Origin of the sequence: Rhodococcus sp. ARP2 (assembly GCF_001029585.1) — a bacterium.
Taxonomy (GTDB): Bacteria; Actinomycetota; Actinomycetes; order Mycobacteriales; family Mycobacteriaceae; genus Rhodococcus_F; species Rhodococcus_F erythropolis.
The window spans coordinates 44639-62616 of record NZ_LEKE01000083.1 but is presented as its reverse complement, the minus strand read 5'-3'; the positions used below and the strand labels follow the sequence as shown (position 1 = coordinate 62616).

The window sequence follows — 17978 nt, the reverse complement described above, 5'->3', positions numbered from 1 at the left end:
AGTCAGTATCCAATCCAGGCAGGGAACAACATGTCAGAGAATGAGACCATGGCGAGAGCCGAATCCACCGAGGGCAGGAACGTGGCAACCGAACGACAGTCGACGACGAAGGTAATTCGCGCGGCCATCGTCGGTACCGTCGTCGAGTACTACGACTTCGGTATCTACGGATACATGGCCACGACAATCGCCGCGCTGTTCTTCGTTTCCCACGACCCGAACGCAGCACTGCTCGGTACCTTTGCAGCATTTGCCGTGGCCTTCTTTCTACGCGTGCCCGGCGGAATCTTCTTCGGCCACATCGGCGACAAGTACGGCCGCAAGAATGCTCTCTCCTGGACCATCCTTCTGATGGTTCTGGCGACAGCCGGAATGGGCTTGCTGCCGACGTACGCCACGTTGGGTGTGTGGGCCACGTCCATCCTCGTTCTGGCTCGTTGCCTGCAGGGCTTCGCGGCCGGCGGTGAACTCGGCGGCGCCAACGCGTTTGTCTCCGAGTCCGCTCCCAAGCGGTGGCGTGCGACGCAGACCTCGATGGTCAATACCGGCACCTACCTGGGTTCGCTGGCTGCTTCGCTCATGGCCCTCGGCCTGACGTCGGTATTCTCGCAAGAGCAGATCCTCGAATGGGCTTGGCGTATCCCGTTCCTGCTCAGCCTGCTGATCGGTGGCATCGGTATCTGGATCCGTAGCCAGATGGAAGACACTCCTCAGTTCGAGGAACTGCAGGACAAGGGTGAGACCAAGAAGCTTCCCATCCGTGAGCTGCTCAGCACCTCCGGTGGCAGCGTCGTCAAGATCATCCTGCTGGGCGCACTCATCACCGGTGGCTACTACATCGCCTCGGTGTATGCCGCAACGTACCTGCAGACCACCGGCGGTCACTCGTCGCGCGTTGCCTTCCTTTCCACTTCTCTTGCGCTGGTTCTCGGCGTCATCACGTTGCCGATCTCGGGATACATGGCAGACAAGTACGGGCGTCGGCCGGTGCTGTTCGCCGGTAGTGCCGCCGCAGTGGTTCTCGGAATCCCGATGTTCATGATGATGGCCGGTTCTGGTATCTGGCAGGCGGTTGTCGGTCAGTCGGTGCTCTTCATCTGCGTTTCCGTTGTCAACGGTGCTTCGTACGTGACCTATGTCGAAATGCTGAAAGCATCTGTGCGGTACAGCGGTCTGGCCTTGGGTAACAACGTCACCAACATGTTCCTCGGTGGCACCGCGCCCTTCATCGCCACCTATCTCATCAGCTTGACCGGTAACTCTCTCGCCCCGGCCGGATACTTCGTGTTCTGTGCCGTGATCACCCTCGTCACGGTCTTCTTCATCAAGGAGACCAAGGGCGTTGAACTGCAGGTTGATTGATCACCTCGGGAGAACAGGAGACGTGTTGTGTCCCTCGCTGACAAGCAAGAAATCACCGAAGTTCTGTATCGCTACGCTCGGGCCGTCGATCGGAAAGATTTCGACAGCGTAGCTCTCTGCTACTTCGACGACGCGATAGACAACCACGGTGGTTACATCGGAACCGTCGACGGGCTCATCGAAGACATGAAGCTCAGGCACAAGACGATCGACTCTTCGATTCACTGCATTTCCAACATACTGATCGACATCAACGGCGATGTCGCTCAGTGTGAGTCGTACTGTTTGTGTTTTCTGCGGCAGGAGCGTTCCGGTACGGATTCGGTGCAGATGCTTGCCACGATCAAGTGCCGCTACGTCGACAGGTTCGAAAGGCGCCGTGGTGAGTGGCGAATCGCCGATCGGATCGTCGTGTTCGACGAATCCCGTGAAGACATGATCGAGAACATCCTGCCCACGGACTGGGTGACGCAACGTCGATCCTTCGACGATCCGGTGTACACCAGGACGCCTTGAGCAGTAGTGCAGACGAAGGCCTTCACACACGATGTGTGTGAAGGCCTTTCGCCTGTTCACTGGTCGTGTCAGCCCACTGCGTCCGGTGCGGCGACCTCGGTCAAACGGCCGTCCGAGAGCCTGAGCCAGCGTTCGACCTTGACCTCGGCCAGGAATCTCTCGTCGTGGCTGACCACCACGAACGCCCCCTGATATGCATTCAGGGCACTTTCGAGTTGAGCAACGCTCACCAAGTCGAGGTTGTTGGTCGGCTCGTCGAGAAGAAGCAATTGCGGGGCCGGATCGGCGAAGAGAACGCATGCCAACGTAGCCCGCAGCCGTTCACCGCCCGAGAGTGCAGCGACGGGTAGGTGAGCACCCGCACCCCGAAAGAGGAAGCGCGCCAGGATGTTCATGCGTTCCGGGGCCGGAAGGCCTGGAGCCGACAATGCAAAGTTCTCGGCGACGGTGCGTGCGGGGTCGAGTAGGTCGAGCCTCTGCGACAGATATGCCACCCGGCCGTCGGCTCGCTCGACCTCACCGGAAGTCGGCGCAACATCCCCGTTGACGATGCGAAGTAGCGTCGACTTTCCCACGCCGTTCGGCCCGGTCAACGCGATACGCTCCGGTCCTCGAATGGCCAGGTCAATGCCGGGGTCGGCGAAGATCTCACGATCGCCGAACGCGAATTGCATTCGCTCACCAAAGAACACCATGCGTCCGGCGGGTACGTGAGTGCCTGGCAGTTCGAGCGAAATCGTCTGGTCGTCTCGAAGAGCGCGGCCCGCTCTGTCGAGTCGGTCCTTTGCCGCGTCGACCCGGGCGAGGTGTGTCTCGTTCGCCTTGCCGGCCGACTCCTGAGCATTGCGCTTCATGGTCCCCGCAAAGATCTTGGGCAAGCCCGCGTTCCCGAGATTGCGGGCAGCGTTACTTGCGCGTCGTGAAGCGCGTTCTCGGGCCTGCTGCAGTTCGCGCTTCTCGCGTTTGACGTCCTGCTCGGCGTTGCGGATGTTCTTCTCCGCCACCTCGCGAGCCGAGCGTGCCGCAGCTTCGTAGTCGGTGAAATTGCCACCGTAGAAGCTGATCTCGCCGCTGTGAAGTTCGGCGATGCGGTCCATGCGGTCGAGTAGTCCTCGATCATGGCTGACTACCAACAGACAGCCATTCCAGTCGTCGAGAACGTCGTAAAGTCTGCGGCGCGCGTCAAGGTCGAGATTGTTGGTGGGTTCGTCGAGGAGAAGGACATCGGGGCGTCGCAGGAGTTGAGCCACCAGTCCGAGCGAGATGACCTGCCCGCCGCTCAGAGTGTCGAGACGACGATCAAACGTCATGTCACTCAAACTGAGTCGGCCGAGTTGGGCTCGGGTCCGCTCTTCGATGTCCCAGTCGGACCCGATTGTCGTGAAGTGTTCTTCTCGTGTGTCTCCGGATTCGACAGCGTCCAGCGCAGCGAGCGTCGGGGCGATGCCCAAGACCTCGGCAACGGTCAGATCGCCCGTCAGTGGAAGGTCTTGCGGAAGGTATCCGAGAACGCCGTCGACGGACACACTGCCGGCGCGTGGGCGGAGTTGACCGGCGATCAATCTGAGCAGAGTGCTTTTCCCGACGCCGTTCTGGGCAACCAGCCCGGTTCGGCCACCGGGCACGGTGAAGGACAATTCGTCGAAGACCGGAGTGTCGTCCGGCCAGGCAAAAGACAGATTCGAGCAAACGATGTAGGTATCGGACATGAATAGACCTCAGGTGTCGTGCGGGCGCGGCAACGCTGCTCCGCAAAAAGTCGGGTTAGTGAACGACAACATGGCCACTACGGCAGCGCTCCGAGGCGTCTGCCGGTGGCCGTCATGCCCGGTTTTATCCGGAGATGTCGAGTTCACCAACCATGTCTGATCCTTTTTGGTCTGTGTCGTTTCATCCGACGATAACAGGAGCCGGTATTTACATACGAGCAATACCGGCGCAGAGAAGTTCGACCAGTCTTCGGTACACCCGATCCGGGTCGGTGCCGGCCGGTTGACCCTCTACCGATTCGAGGATGCAGAAACCGTGCAGCGCGCTACGAAGAGACCACGCCGCCTGCTCCGAATCATCCGGGCTCAGACCGTATCCCGCGATCACCTTGTTGATGACGTCTACCACCTCGCCGACGGCGGAGACCAGATCGGGATGCGGAGCAGTGGGGTAGCGGTCGGTGATGGCGTAGAGCCCGGGGTGCACCCGGACGAAGGAACGCCATGCGTCTGCGAGCGCCATGACGGCGTCGTCGCGCGAGAGACCAACCGCGGCGGCACGCAGTTGTTCGGCGAGAAGGTTGCGTGCGAGGAGGCTGAGTTGATGGTGGACGTCGTCGACCCCGTCGACGTGTTTGTACAGGGCTGACTGCCGGACGTCGAGGGTCTCGGCGAGTTGACTCAGTACCAGAGCGTCGGCGCCTTTGCTGTCGACCAGGTCGGCTGCGGCAGCGATCACGCGTTCACGGGTAACCGGAGTTCTCATGCACGCATCTTCCCTGTATGACAGGCTTTGCGTCGGTGATACATTATCACCATGAGTGATGAAGTATCGCCACGCGTGCCGTCCGGCGATCAACTACGCCGTCGTGACCTGCGTGTAGTCGTCACCGGTGCATGCATCCTCGGGTTGACCTCGGTGCTCTATGAACTCTCAGGAGTGTCTCCGTCGACGGGTGCCTTCTTTCGGTGTCTCTATGCGCTCATCCCTCTCGGCATACTCGTGCTCGTTCAGCGTCGTCGGTCATCCCGGCCTTCGATCTCGGCGCCCTGGATCGTGAAGTCTTTGCTTGCCGGCGCGTTCCTCGGAATCGATCTGGTGCTCTGGCACGAGTCGATTCATTCGATCGGGGCAGGTCTTTCGACTGTGATCCTGAATTTGCAAGTGCTGTTCGTCGCAATCCTCGGCTACGTTGTTCTGCGCCAACGGATCGGCCGGGAACTGGTCGCCAGCCTTCCGTTGCTCTTCGCCGGAGTTGCTCTGGTAGCCGGGACGAGCACAACGCTCACGGGGTCGAATCCTGCTGTCGGAGTGTCGTTTGCCGTGATCGCCGCAGGCGCCTACGCGGTCTACATCTTCCTGATGGGTCTGGCTACTCGGGCGGCGGGTAGAACGGCTCTGCCGATGTTCGTCTCGACGGGAGCCACTGCCCTCACTGCAGGTGTATACGGCCTCGTGAGTGGAACTTTGGATCTGACCCCTTCGCTCGTAGCTCAAGGCTGGCTTGTGCTGCTCGCGTTGGTATCTCAGGTGATCGGGTGGCTTCTGGTGGCCAGCGCCAGTCAGCGTCTGCCTGCCAGTGCAGTCGCCGCCAGCCTGGTGTTGCAATCGGCGTCGGCACTGCTGTTCGGCGCGGTGATGCTTGCGCAGACCCCAACTCTCGTCCAACTTGCAGGTGCCGGAATGATTTTGGCCGGAGTGGTTGTGGCGACGCGGATACCTGCGAAGAAGTCCTCGACGACTGTAGTCGGAAAACGAATGGAGACAAGCGTATGACAACGGTGGCTGACCACATCTACATCAACGGCGAGATCAGGACCATGGACGGTGCGGTCGGCGATAACGCCACCGCTGTGGCAGTCAAGGACGGCAGATTTGTCGCCCTCGGAACTGATGCCGAGATCTCGGCGCTGACCGATTCCGAAACCTCCGTTGTCGATCTTGCCGGAGCGGTTGTTGTTCCGGGGTTCATCGAGACGCACCTTCATCCGATGATGTGGGGTTTGATGCTCAGTGGGGTCGACGCAACGACGAGTGCGTGCCCGACCATCGAGCAGTTGATCGCGGCGTTGGCCGCGCGGGCCGCGATCACACCAGTTGGCGAGCCCATAGAAGCGTGGGGCTTCGACGACAGCCTTGTGGCGGAGGATCGAGGTCTGACCGCAGCTGATCTGGACAAGGCATCCACCGAGCATCCGATTCTGGTGCGGCACTTGTCTGCTCACGGGATCTATGTCAACTCGGTCGCACTGGAGAAGGCCGGGATCGATGTCACTACGGTCGATCCGGAGGGTGGTGTCATCGTTCGGGACAGTGACGGTGTACCCACCGGTGAACTGTGCGAGGTTCCGGCAATGTCTCTGGTACACGGACTTGTTCCGGATATGAATCCGGATGCGTCCAAGGTCGCGATGCTGCGGGCGCAGGAAGTCATGGCTTCGGTGGGCGTGACAAGTTTTCACGACATGTACGTCACAGCCGAGATGTACGAGGCGTACCGACAACTGGACGCTGATGGTGAACTGCGTCTGCGTGCGCGCCTCTACCTCGGCCACGGGGTTCACGATCAATTGGGCGAACTCGCCGATTCGACAGATCGAGTTCGTGTGGGCGGCGTCAAACTCATTTCGGACGGGTCGATTCAGTTGCACACCGCTGCGCTGACCGAGCCGTACCACGATCTGGGCGGATGCCACTGCGGCGGAATGGCAATCCCGGCAGGTGCACTCGGGGCACTCGTCGCGGAACATCACGCTGCCGGCCGGCAGGTTGCGATTCATACCAACGGTGATCAAGCCATCGATTTTGCACTGGACGCAATTGCAGCGGCACGTGCAGCACGTCCGGACATCGAAGTTTCGCATCGACTCGAGCACGTTCAGACGTTGCGGGAAGATCAGATCGCGCGGATGGTCGAACTCGGGGTGGTGGCGTCGATCTTCGTGAACCACGTCTACTACTGGGGCGACCGGCACCGTGATCGGTTCTTGGGGCCGGGTCGCGGCGAGCGGATCAGCCCCGTGGCGTCGGTCGTGGCGGCGGGGCTTGCCTACGCGCTGCATTGCGACTGCCCTGTCACTCCCGTGAACCCGCTCTTCACGATGAACACAGCCGTACACCGTGTGACGCGAGAAGGTCATGTTCTGGGTGCAGAGCAACGGGTTTCCGCGTCCGATGCGTTGGCCGGTTACACAAGCGCTGCCGCCCGTCTCACCGGTGAGTCATCGGACAAAGGTCGGATAGCGGTGGGACTTTTGGCGGATTTTGTTGTGCTCGACGGAGATCCGTTGCGGAGCGCTTCTCAGGAATTGAACGAACTGTCGGTCCTGCGCACGGTTGTCGGCGGTGAGACCGTCTTCGAGGTGTAGGTGCTCGTAGTTTTACCTTGGGATTGGGTACCGGTAGTCAACTCCTTACCGGCTTCGCAACTGTAGACGCACGTGGGCCGGGTAGCGAATTTGCTTCCCGGCCCACAGCTTTGGATGCACCAGGGGCAGTCGCTATTCGATGGTCGGACAAAGTTATTGGTGGAGTGCTGGTTTCGGAGCGTGCGAGGGTTTGTCATGGCCGTCTGATCCGGCGAGGCGCAGCGATCGACGATGCCCGTGTCCGTGGCGTTCGTGAACGAAATGCAGCACGTGCTCGAAACGGTTCGATCCTTCTGTTTGCTCGAGGGTCGCTGTTCTCGGCGAGTTCGTTCGTGAATATCCTCGGACATACCAAGAGTATGTAGAACGTGTTCTCGTAACGAGCGGAACGAATCGCCCCTTCGGCACCAAAAGGTTTTTCGGGAACAAGTTACGAAGCGCAGCTAACTGTTTCCAACAGTACTGGTCAGCGCGCATAATTCACCCGCATGGAGTGTTCGAATTCCTCCTGAACGTTTGACCAGTAAAACCGCCACAAAAGCTGATACGTGTGATAAAAATTGATCCGAAGCGGAGCAGTAGCTATGTATGAGCGAGGGCATGCACAGCGTCACGGTTCGGCTCGCAAGCCTTCTGCAACATGTTCGGCACCGATGGCGGATGTACCTGGATCTGTCGTCTAACCACCCCAATGCCCGGCAACGGGACAGACGAAATGAGTCTTCACATGCCTCGATTTTTCCCGGTCGGGGACGGACGCGAATCCCGTCTCCCCCGGCGCGCCACTGCTGTGTTGGCGGCGCTGCCGGCTGCATTGCTCCTCGCGACCTCGGGTGCGCTGCTTGCTCCCGGTACCGCCGTGGCTGCCCCGGGCGACGACATCACTGACCAGTGCCTGGAGATGTCCCAGAACGGTGGACCGTGGGTCAAGCCGCCAGCCTTCGGGCCCGATGGAACCGACTACATCCCGATTCCCGGAGATGAGGGCACGCAGATGGCCTTCGACGTCCGCAATGTCTGCGACCTTCCCGCTACGCTCACACTCTTCAGCGAGGGCTGGTCCGTCTCTGGCGGCGGCACCGCGACAGTGCGGGGCAAAATCGGCAGCCAGGTCGGCCAGCAATTCGTGATCGGACCGGATGCGAATTCCGCGACTCGGATCGAGTTGGTGAAGACGCCTCTCGCGCAGAACGTCAACGTGATGGTCGGTTTCATGATTGGTATCCCGGCCAGCGAAGTCCTGCAGGGATACGAGATCAACCCCGGCTGGGGTCTGGTTCTGGTGGAGGGCGAGCCTGCTGTGGTCGCCCCCAGTGCTCCGACCGACTTGTCTCTGGGCGCCGCCGAGGTAGAGGCGGGTACACCCGTCAAGGTCTCCGGCAAGGCAGAGCCGAACAGCACCGTCACTGTCACCGGAGGGGGTGCCACCTGCACCGCCACCGCGGATGCGAGTGGGGACTTCAGCTGCAACTTGACTATCACCACACCCGGCAGTCATCCGATCACCGCCACTGCGACAAATGCGGGTGGGACCAGCCCCGCCTCCGCGGGAGTCACGGTCAAGGTCACGGCGAAAACTACCGATCCGGGTGGCAGCAGCAGCGGTTCGCTCGGCAGTAGCACCGGTTCGCTCGGAAGCCTGGACCTCTTCGGAAGCCTCGGCGGATAACCACTCCGGCCCAACCGGCCACTTAGAACTCGCGATGCGCGGGGCGATCTCGACCATCTCCGCGCATCGCCGGCATTCTCGGTCACCGAATTCAATTCGGCGGCTTCATTTCCCATGCCCCTTCCTGGGGCTGTTTCACCGGAGTGCACATCCGCACGGCCCGGGCTCAACCAAGCGCGTCGGATGTCCCGCCGCGAACTGCACAGGAGGAATACCAGATGAACAAGACCACAAAGGGTGCGATCGCCGCAGGTGCGGCTGCCGTTCTGCTTGCAGGCGGTGCCGGAACCATGGCCGCGTGGAACTCGTCCACCAACGGCGGCGCTCCGCAGACGGTTGGCGCAGGTTCGCTGTCGGTCGAGCAGGTCGGCGCCGGCGTGTGGACGTGGGCAAACGGCAGTACCTTCAATCCCGCGAGCGACCTGATTGTGCCCGGTGATGTCGTCACCTACACCGCGAACTACAGCATCGACCTCGTTGGCACGAACCTGAAGGCGAAGTTGACGCCTTCGCTCACGGGGGTCACCGGAGACCTCGTCACGCTGAATCAGCTGACCGTGGCCCCGGCTAGTGGCACCGTGACGACGTACACCGCCGGCCTGGATCAGGCGGCAACGTTCACGACCACCATCACATTCAACGCGGGGGCCGCGGGCGACAACACCGGTCAGACGAAGACCGCCAGCCTCGCCGGCGGCGCGGTCACCCTCGAGCAGACGCTCAACTAAGCCAAAGAAGGTCACGTGAAGACCCAGTACAAATGGGCGATCGCAGCGTCGTCGGTTCTGCTCATCGGGTTCGTCTCGGTGCAGCAGACCGGCGCGCTGTGGCGCGATACCGCAGAATCGACCGGCGGCACTATTCAGGCAGGCATGCTCGATATCTCTGCCGGCGATGAAGGGGTCAAGCAGTTCAACCTCGATGGGTTCAAGTTGGACAACAAGGGCCCGGGCGACAGCATTCAGATGCCCTTGCCGGTGATCAACTCCGGCAATGTGCAGATGAACTACGTGCTTTCCGATGTTGTACTCAACGGCGCCACCCCACCGCCGCTGAGCCTGCGCGTGGCCAAGGTAGCCAACGAGGCGGCCTGCACCGCCACTGGTGACGTGGGCACTGAGCTCTACAACGGCGCCATGGACGGTGCGGCCTTTTCGGAGCAGCTGGTTCCGGCCGGGCAGATGCAGGTGTTGTGCCTGCGGGCCACGCTGGGCCAGGGCGCGGCAGCGAGCCAACAGTCCAACGCGACGTTCACCTTCGACGCAAGCTCAGTGAGCCAGTCGTGACCGTCACCGCGAGAAGCCGGCGCGCGGGCGAACGTGCCGAGTATCGACCCCGGCACAGCGCACACGTGGAAACATCTGAGCGGCAACATGATCCCGAACAAGACTCAGGAGAGAAGACCACCCTCTGGTGGTGGACTCGCACCATCGTCTCGTGGGTGCTGTTGCTGTTGATGATCGGCGTTCTCGCGGTGATGGTCGTTATCCCTCGACTCACCGGCTCCACCGCGTACACGGTTCTCACCGGCTCGATGGAACCGACCATGCCCCCTGGCACGCTCATAGTGGTCAAGCCGACTCCTAACGAGGATCTGACCACCGGGGACGTGATCACGTTCCAGCCCGTCTCCGGCGATCCAGCGGTGGTCACCCACCGCATCGAGGGCATCTACTACACCGGGGAAGGGGAGCGTCGCATCCACACTCGCGGCGACAACAACCCCGTCGCCGACTCGTGGTCGCTGGTGCCCGAGCAGATCCGTGGTCGGGTCATCTACTCGGTGCCGTATCTGGGCCGGGTGAACTCGGTGATCAACGGGCAATCGCGTTCGATTCTCACCACGGGCGTGGCTGCGGGCCTGGCTGTATATGCCGTGTGGATGGTCGTCAGTGGCATCCGCGACAAGCGGGGCAAGGCCGATGACGACGAAAGTGGCACCGACCCGACTCTTTCCGGCCCTGAACTCGGCGCGCCGGTATTGCCCGCCGATCCATCGGCACCAAACTCCGAATCGAAATAGGACAGCAGAATGTCTACAGAACAGAAATCGGGCGGCGGCGCGCGTCTCGGGGCGCGGATGCGAAGCCGTCTGGGCGAGACCGGTTGGATACGTACCCGGGCCGTGCTCTCACTCGGCATGGTCCTGGGCCTCGGAGCGGTCGGCACGATGGCGGCGTGGTCCGACAGCGCTACCGCGACCACCGGCATGTTCAGCACTTCGTCGGTCCAGCTGAAAGTCGACAACCAGCGGCCCGCACACCAATTCACCGAACTCAAGCGCAACAGCATGCTGCCAGGCCAGAGTGAGGCCGGGGCATTGACGGTTCAGAACACCGGAACGGCCGACTTCCAGTGGGCAGTATCGGCAACGGCCACCGGCTCGTCCGCGCTGATCGGGAAGCTCAAGGTTTCTCTACATCAGAGCGGTGCCAACGACGGCAGTACCTGTTCAGGACCGATCATCGGGACGCAGCAAGCGTTCTCCGGCAACCCGACACTCGTCTCCGGCAGATCACTCGCTGCCGGTGTTTCGGAGCAGGTGTGTATCAAGGTGACCGTTGATTCGACCGCAGGTCAGACGGAGCAGTTCAAGATCGCCGATCTGGGCTTCAACTTCACCGCAACGGGGCAGTGATCATCGCGATGGACAGCACCGATGAGGAGGTGACCGTGGGACGCAGTCGCGGCAAGGAAATTGCCCTGAATGTGGCTGCGGTCGCCGGGCTCATCTGCATTATCGCCACTCTCGCGTCCCTGATATTCGGGATCAAACCACTGGTGTTCCGCTCGGGTTCGATGGAACCTGCAATCTCCACCGGTGCGCTGGCGCTGGCGAAGACCGTGCCTGCAACTGAACTCGCTGTCGGCGACGTGATCAGCGTCGACAACGACCAAGGCGTGCGTATCACCCACCGCGTGGTCGAACTCGAATCGGCAGGAGCGGACACCGTGCTCGCCACGCTCAAGGGCGATGCCAACAATGTGGCTGATCGGCTGCCGTACACCATTACCGAGGCAGACCGCGTGTTCGCCAGCGTCGGTGGGCTCGGCTATGTCGTTGCTTGGCTTTCCAGTCCGCTCGCAACTTTCCTCGGCGGCGGATTGGTAGGCGCGGTGCTGGTCATCGCATTTGGACGAACTAAAGACCGGCGTCTGGAGAATGCCCGCGCCGCCACTACAAATGACGCCCGCGTCGATGCTGACGAAACCTGCGGGGAGCTTCAGGAGGCTCATAATGATTGAAATGCGTCGGGCTAGCACCCGCATGAAGTCGCTGCGGTCGTTGATCGCCATCGGCGGCGCTGCTGCAATGGCTTTCGGCCTGGCTCAGACCACCGGGACGTTGGCCAATTCGACTGACGCGGTCAATTCGACCGGCGCACAAGTGGCGACGGGCAACTTCTATCCGACTCCGCTGACCTCGTCAGTGACCTGCACTACCTACTGGGGAACTTGGGACTGGGATCCTCGGGGAGATATCGCATGGGCGGCGGTGCCGGGAGCGACGGGTTACTACGTCGAGGTGATGAACAGGTCGAATAACACAGTCAAAACCTCGAAAACCTTCTCTAGTACTGAAGCCCGCACTTGGCGGTTGGCCGATGACGGGCGCACCGGGCTGTATGTCCGCGTCTACACCCTCAACGGGCCGGCGAAGTCGTCCGGTTTTGCTGTTGCGCCCAACGGACAGGGGATGTCGTTCAAGAACTGGGTCAACAGCAAAACCCAGTGCGAAGGCGGAGCAGGGACAGGCGTTGGCAACCAGGCATGGGAGAACGTCTCCACTTGGGATCCGAGCACCCCGGCACCCAACGGAGCGAACCCTCTGAGCAGGATGCAGGCCGAAGCGATGGTGCCGAACGAGCCGGATGCGTTGGAGACGACCACCACGCAAGCTCCGTCCACGAGCGAGACCGTCGATCCGACAACGTCCACCGAGCCGACCAGTACAACCGAGGCCACGACCACGACGGCACCGAGCACGACGACTCCGGCGCCGACCACCCCGGAAACCACGTCGCCGGTGACCACTCCCTCGGCTGATCCGAAGCCGGTTCTCATGGACACAGTCGAGAGTGGCGGCCTCATCGGCGGCTGGACTGCGGGTGGTAACAAGGTTGCAGTGGTCGACGCCGACGGCAACGAACTCGCAAGTGGCCGTGTCGAATCGGGTTCCACTCTGCACTGGTACGACGGCCAGTTGTGGATTGTCGGGGCAACCGAGGTCTACCGCATCATGGAGTCGCCGCAGGACGGCACGTGGAAGTTCTACAAGGACAGCGGGCAGAACATGCCTGACTTCGGGTAGCGGCTGATCACTCGATATCTCGTCTGTGCCCCCGAGTCTGCGGACCCGGGGGCACAGGCGTGGATCCGCATGCTCTGATCGTGTCGGGCAACAGGTAACCGGCCGGTCGCCCGCTGGTGAGGTTTCGGCGATTCGGGAACGGGATAAGCAACTGCAGGTGGCAACGACGTGTAGAAGTGCCAAGAGTGCTCGTACGGAATTGGTATTTCTTCAGGTCTCGAGCTATCTTACTGCAAAGTAAGTTTGGTGTCGGCAATCGATCGGGGCGATTGCCGACCTGAGTACGAGGACCGATATGCGGTTAAACCTGGGGGCCGTAGTTCGGCGACGTCGTTGGGCGCGCGACGTATTGGCAGCCACGGCGGCATGTGCGCTGGCGATGTCCGCGTTGCTGTCGGTCCAGACATCAGCGTCGGCGTCCGAACTGGACGAGTATGTGAATCTGCCTTTGGTGAATCGGAATGCCGAACACGGTCCGGGCGGTGTCCATCCCGCGTTGCCGACTGATCTCGGCACCTTGCAAGCCCTTGTGGAAGAAGCCCGCGCCAGTGGTCGCAGTCCGGAATCCTATGCGGCCTTGCTGTTTCAGTATCGATTGGTCGCTGCCACGGAAGCCGCCGGAATCGATCTCTCATCGTGGAATCCGCGCGCCGGAGTGTCGGCTAATCGCACGAACCTGGTGAAGTCGTACCGCTACTACGAGGATCTGCAACTCGGTCACCCGGAATTGCAGTGGGCGGGCATGGGCGGACAGGTAGGCGCAGACTTCGGCGGGGGACTGATCGACTTCGAACTGATGGCGGACGTGTACTCGTTTCCGAATCTCCAGCAGGTTGCCAATTCGATAGTTTCTCAGTTCACGGATCAGGTTGGCGTGCAAGCGCTGAACCAATTGCCGGCAGGGCTGCGCGCACTCGCGGCGGTGGGCAGGAACGTCACGGCGGACGACTTGGATTATGTGCTGGGGATGATCCTGGTGATGCAGAAGAACATCTTCTCGGATCTGATGCCGATGCATCAGGCATACGTGGATGAAGGGCTTCCTGCACTGGAGGAAATGCAGATTGCCGGACTATTCGGCAAGGATGTCATGGACGCCTGGCGTGATGTCGCGTCCAGTGATTCGAATCGGATCGCACTGGGGAACGTTGCGCTGCTCCAACGTGAGCAAGGGGTGATCATCCGCGACCAGTGGGATACCGTGCGCGCCTACAAAGGTGATGTGGGAGAAGCGATCACCTACGCATCGACCGTTGCCGGCTCGCCCTCGGTCGCCGGCGTGGTCCCGCCTCGCTCGTTCCGGCCCCTCGAGTTCACGACGACACTCGCCGACGGACGCACCGCGAACGTGACGATGCCACTGCCGGATTGGAACTGGTCGGTGTACGAGGACCGGTGGGACTACATCACCTCACAGCTATTGCCGAAGTACCGAGCGATGGTCGAAGAAGATTGGCCACGGCTCGTAGCCACATTGAGTGTTCCCTACGAAATTCAATTGGAGAGCCACCGCCCGATGATGACCCTCCCACGAACTCTCGAATCGGCCCTCTCCAGTTTGAAAGTGACGGTTCAGTGATGTCGTCGGCCACATTCCGAAGGTTGGCGCCGCTGGTGGCGCTGACCGTTGCGCTGGTCCTGCCAGCAACGGCTGGAGCTGAGGTGCCGGACAGTGATGTCCCGAAAGACGTGCAAACTCCTGTATCCGAGGAGTTTCGGACCGACACCCCAACTCTGGGAGAGGTATTCAACGGGTTCACCGTCGGTGCTCTCAGTTCAGGGGAGTTCGCATCCGAAGAGGAGATCTTCACTGCACTCACCGCCGATGATCCGTTTTACGACGAGCCGGTGTTGACCGGCGCCGAGCGTCCCGGTGATCTCCTGAAGTCGAAGAAGGTGGATGTACTGTTCACCGGATACAAACCGGGACAGCTCGACGCCTACAAGATCATGTATGTCACAACCGGAATCGACGGTTCGACGCCGGTAGTGAGCACTGGAATCATGATGATCCCGATCGACGGAACGCCGGCGTCGGAGAAGAAGATCATCAGCTATCAGGAGGCCAACGACAGCGTCGGCGGCTACTGTCATCCGAGTTCACACTGGACCGGCGGCGATCCGCTGGACGGCGCCTCCTGGTCGGCCTTGGGTCCGCTGGCGCTGATGTTCGGAAAAGGTTATGCCGTAGTGATTTCCGACGTCGGGAACAACGGAGACCGTGATCCCCACGGGGTCTTCGCGGGTAAGTTCGCCGGGCACGCCCAGTTGGATGCAGTGCGCGCAGCATTTCAGCTGCAGGATTCCGAGCTGAATCCGGATGCGGAGATTGCGTTGTTCGGAATCGCTGGTGGTGGAGTCGGTTCGGCATTCGCCGCAGAATCTGCGCAGTCCTACGCGCCGGAACTCGATATCGTCTCGACAGTCCTCGAGGGCATGGTGATCAAGCCCCGAACATTCATGGAGACAACAGATTCCTCGGTCGGCGCAGGCTTCGGATTTGCGACGCTCCTCGGTCTCGAACCGTGGTATCCCGAGATGAAGTTGAACGACAAGCTCAATCCCGTGGGCCGAGCGATTGCCGACGTGTACCGGGGTGAGTGTCAGATGCCGGCGTACTTCACGCTTCCGTTCGTGCCGTTGGCAAGCCTTTTCGCGCCGGGAATCGATCCGATCACAGAACCCAGCTTCCAGCGTGCGTACGACGACAACGTATTGGGCCACGGTGCTCCGGCGTCGAAGGTATTGATAACGTCGTGCGCAAAGGACGACTCCCCGATGTCACTTGTACCGGCAGCTGATGCGCGAGAACTGGCGGACACGTACAGAAGCCGAGGGACGGACGTGAGCTATCAGCCTACGGACTGCAGTATGGATCGCGCAGTCGCGGATCCATACGGTTGGGGGACAGACCTGTTCGGAATGCAGACAATCGATTGGATAGCCCACAATTTCGACAACTGAGTGAAACTATCCGGTGACAGCGAGACGCAAACTCTGATGGCGGCGTACGAACATGCTGGGGACCCAACGTGGCGGGAATTCGGAATCGACTGTGACGTGCGAACTGTTTTCGAGAAGTACGGCGATGGCGGTCTTTGCTTCCAGCCTGGCCAGCGCGGCCCCGACACAGAAATGTGCTCCCTTGCCGAAGGCGAAATGCGCTCGGAGATTGGCCCGGTCGAGGTTCATCGCGTGTGGCTCGGCGAACGACTCCGGGTCGCGGTTCGCCGAGCCCCACAGCAGTATGAGATGACTGCCGGCGGGGAGCGCCACACCGCCGAGTGTTGTGTCCGCATTGACATGTCGGTGGTGTCCGCGAAAAGGCGACTCGAGTCTGAGCGTCTCCTCCAGGAATGCGCTCACGAGTAGAGGGTCCTCGCGCAGCTGCGTCTGTATCTCGGGGCGCTCGGCGAGAAGCCGTGCAGAGTTGGCAATCAGTCCGGCGGTTGATTCGCCACCCGCACCGACGAGTTGCGCCAGCATCAGCACGGCCACGTCTTCGCTGAGTTCGCCTGCGTCACAGCAGTGGACGAGGTCTCCGAGTAGATCGTCGACCGGGTTTGTCCGCGCCTCACGAAACTTGCCGTAGAGGTACCCGGTGAGCTCGGCCGCCGAGGTGACGACGTCTGTCAACCGTTCCGCCGTCACGATGCCGCTGAGAAGTTCGGTGCTGTCGTAAGACCACGCCAGCAATTGGTGGACGTCGTGTGCCGGCAGGCCGATCAGTGTGGCAACCATCTGCAGCGGTAGTGTGTCCGCTACCGACGTGACCCATTCGATCTGTCGACCGTCGAAGCCGTTGTCCCACAACTGCTGCGTGTACTCGAGCATCGTCGGCTCGAGTGCTCGTATGCGTTTGGCGACCAGTGTCGGCAGGACAAGTTTGCGATGGTGCTGATGGTCGGGTTCGTCGGCGGTCGCGAGGACATGAACGGCTTGCCCGCCGCCGTTCATGTCGAACGTCACGGCCGATCCGTCCGGTGTTCGAACCAGTACGCCGGTGAGGTTGGAGGAGAAGTCCTCGGTACGGGAAACGGCTTCGGTGACAAGTTCCCACGTCGACACCAGATAGAAGTCGGTATCGGGTATTCGATACACGGGGTGCTCGCGCCGGAGTACGTCGTAGAGCGGGTAAGGGTCGTCGATATTCGACGGGAGGAAGGGGTTGATGTCCAGCGTCGGTGGTGTCACGAATGGAAGATTTCACGGCCGTCGAGCAGAAGTCAACAGGTGGAAAATGCCTCTGAACTGGCATTTTGAGAAAATCTCACGCACTTCAACCCCCTCGTACTTCTCCCAGGTCAGAGGCTCGCGGCCTTCCGTAGCCTTGAGATCTCTGATTGAATCTGTCTCAGAGTGAGACGAGGTGACGGAGAGTGACCGGTGCAAACGAGCGCCGCGCCGCCGACTGGTTGGCCGGCGGTAACCGCCGTGAACTCGCAACCGAGCGCATCTTCGCGGCTGCAGCAGAGCTGATTCGAGAACAGGGATTCGATCGGTTCAATGCCGACGACGTCGCCTCCCGCGCAGGCTGTTCGCGGGCGACGCTCTACCGCTACGTGGGTGGCAAGTCCGCGATCCGTGAGGGGCTGTTGTCGCGAGGTGCGGCGTCCGTGGCGAGCCAGGTTGCGGCTGCCGTCGAATCACTGCGTGGCGACCAGCGGATCGTGGAGTCGATCCTCGTCGCCGTCGACGCGATCAGAGCCGACGCCGCCACGAGCCATGGCCTTGCGGCGGCGCGGGCCAACGGTATCGACGAGTATCTCGTGTCTTCTCCGTTGCTACCGCGTACTGCACTCGAACTTGCTGGATTGGATCCCGAAGGTCAACAGTCGCAGTGGGTGGTTCGGATCGTGTTGATGCTGTTGGCGTGGCCACTGGCAGACAGGGCAGACGAACGACGGATGGTCGAGTCGTTCGTCTGCTCCTGAGCAGGGTTCCGTGTTCGTGAACAGTGCGGCGGGTCGGTCGCTGCTGCAGACGGTTCGGTTCATGCATTCGTTCCTCGGCTCGGTACCCTGAAGCCTGTCCGCTGCCG

General features: G+C 61.2%; 17 protein-coding genes. 14 read left to right on the top strand and 3 right to left on the bottom strand.

Features of this window, described 5'->3' with window-relative positions:
• The first annotated feature begins 48 nt into the window (after positions 1-48).
• Together ABX74_RS21360 and ABX74_RS21355 are read left to right on the top strand one after the other, a co-directional pair.
• Positions 49-1362: an MFS transporter gene (locus tag ABX74_RS21360; protein WP_044480096.1), complete on the top strand. Its 1314-nt coding sequence runs from the start codon at positions 49-51 to the stop codon at positions 1360-1362.
• Positions 1363-1389: 27 nt separating this feature from the next.
• Positions 1390-1878 (top strand): nuclear transport factor 2 family protein, encoded by a 489-nt coding sequence (locus ABX74_RS21355; protein WP_047889657.1) that lies wholly within the window; start codon positions 1390-1392, stop codon positions 1876-1878.
• Positions 1879-1946: 68 nt separating this feature from the next.
• On the opposite strand, the gene ABX74_RS21350 is transcribed toward ABX74_RS21355, so the two are convergent.
• Together ABX74_RS21350 and ABX74_RS21345 are read right to left on the bottom strand one after the other, a co-directional pair.
• Complete coding sequence (locus tag ABX74_RS21350; RefSeq protein WP_047889656.1) at positions 1947-3587, bottom strand: ABC-F family ATP-binding cassette domain-containing protein; 1641 nt, start codon at positions 3585-3587, stop codon at positions 1947-1949.
• A gap of 208 nt (positions 3588-3795) precedes the next feature.
• Entirely contained in the window at positions 3796-4353 is a 558-nt protein-coding gene (locus tag ABX74_RS21345) for a TetR/AcrR family transcriptional regulator (RefSeq protein WP_047889655.1), read from the bottom strand.
• Positions 4354-4404: 51 nt separating this feature from the next.
• On the opposite strand from ABX74_RS21345, the gene ABX74_RS21340 reads away from it, so the two are divergent.
• The 11 genes from ABX74_RS21340 (at position 4405) to ABX74_RS21285 (ending at position 15901) form a co-directional block, all read left to right on the top strand.
• On the top strand, positions 4405-5364 hold the full coding sequence (locus tag ABX74_RS21340; protein ID WP_047889654.1) for a DMT family transporter: 960 nt from the start codon (positions 4405-4407) through the stop codon (positions 5362-5364).
• Positions 5361-6956: an amidohydrolase gene (locus ABX74_RS21335; protein ID WP_047889653.1), complete on the top strand. Its 1596-nt coding sequence runs from the start codon at positions 5361-5363 to the stop codon at positions 6954-6956. The genes ABX74_RS21340 and ABX74_RS21335 overlap by 4 nt, the downstream gene beginning before the upstream one ends.
• A 727-nt stretch (positions 6957-7683) precedes the next feature.
• Positions 7684-8625, top strand: a complete 942-nt coding sequence (locus ABX74_RS21325; protein WP_223257982.1) for an Ig-like domain-containing protein — start codon at positions 7684-7686, stop codon at positions 8623-8625.
• A 218-nt stretch (positions 8626-8843) separates the two neighbouring features.
• On the top strand, positions 8844-9353 hold the full coding sequence (locus tag ABX74_RS21320; RefSeq protein WP_020909027.1) for an alternate-type signal peptide domain-containing protein: 510 nt from the start codon (positions 8844-8846) through the stop codon (positions 9351-9353).
• Positions 9354-9368: 15 nt separating this feature from the next.
• Positions 9369-9911: a hypothetical protein gene (locus tag ABX74_RS21315; RefSeq protein ID WP_047889650.1), complete on the top strand. Its 543-nt coding sequence runs from the start codon at positions 9369-9371 to the stop codon at positions 9909-9911.
• 65 nt (positions 9912-9976) lie between these two features.
• Complete coding sequence (locus ABX74_RS21310) at positions 9977-10648, top strand: signal peptidase I (RefSeq protein ID WP_223257981.1); 672 nt, start codon at positions 9977-9979, stop codon at positions 10646-10648.
• Positions 10649-10657: 9 nt separating this feature from the next.
• The gene (locus ABX74_RS21305) at positions 10658-11263 is read left to right on the top strand and encodes a SipW-dependent-type signal peptide-containing protein (protein WP_019745193.1); all 606 of its coding nucleotides are present in this window, start codon (positions 10658-10660) and stop codon (positions 11261-11263) included.
• The gene (locus tag ABX74_RS21300) at positions 11260-11871 is read left to right on the top strand and encodes a signal peptidase I (protein WP_019745192.1); all 612 of its coding nucleotides are present in this window, start codon (positions 11260-11262) and stop codon (positions 11869-11871) included. Before ABX74_RS21305 ends, ABX74_RS21300 begins: the two co-directional genes overlap by 4 nt.
• A 1-nt stretch (position 11872) precedes the next feature.
• Positions 11873-12937 (top strand): hypothetical protein, encoded by a 1065-nt coding sequence (locus ABX74_RS21295; RefSeq protein ID WP_223257980.1) that lies wholly within the window; start codon positions 11873-11875, stop codon positions 12935-12937.
• A 295-nt stretch (positions 12938-13232) separates the two neighbouring features.
• A complete protein-coding gene (locus tag ABX74_RS21290; RefSeq protein ID WP_053062066.1) occupies positions 13233-14516 on the top strand; it encodes a hypothetical protein in 1284 nt (427 codons plus the stop codon).
• Positions 14516-15901 (top strand): lipase family protein, encoded by a 1386-nt coding sequence (locus tag ABX74_RS21285; RefSeq protein WP_411269031.1) that lies wholly within the window; start codon positions 14516-14518, stop codon positions 15899-15901. The genes ABX74_RS21290 and ABX74_RS21285 overlap by 1 nt, the downstream gene beginning before the upstream one ends.
• Before the next feature lie 6 nt (positions 15902-15907).
• On the opposite strand, the gene ABX74_RS21280 is transcribed toward ABX74_RS21285, so the two are convergent.
• Positions 15908-17131: a cytochrome P450 gene (locus ABX74_RS21280; RefSeq protein WP_047889646.1), complete on the bottom strand. Its 1224-nt coding sequence runs from the start codon at positions 17129-17131 to the stop codon at positions 15908-15910.
• Between the two features lie 185 nt (positions 17132-17316).
• Here ABX74_RS21280 and ABX74_RS21275 point away from each other — a divergent pair, with 185 nt between their 5' ends.
• Positions 17317-17871: a TetR/AcrR family transcriptional regulator gene (locus ABX74_RS21275; RefSeq protein WP_047889645.1), complete on the top strand. Its 555-nt coding sequence runs from the start codon at positions 17317-17319 to the stop codon at positions 17869-17871.
• Positions 17872-17978: the final 107 nt, after the last annotated feature.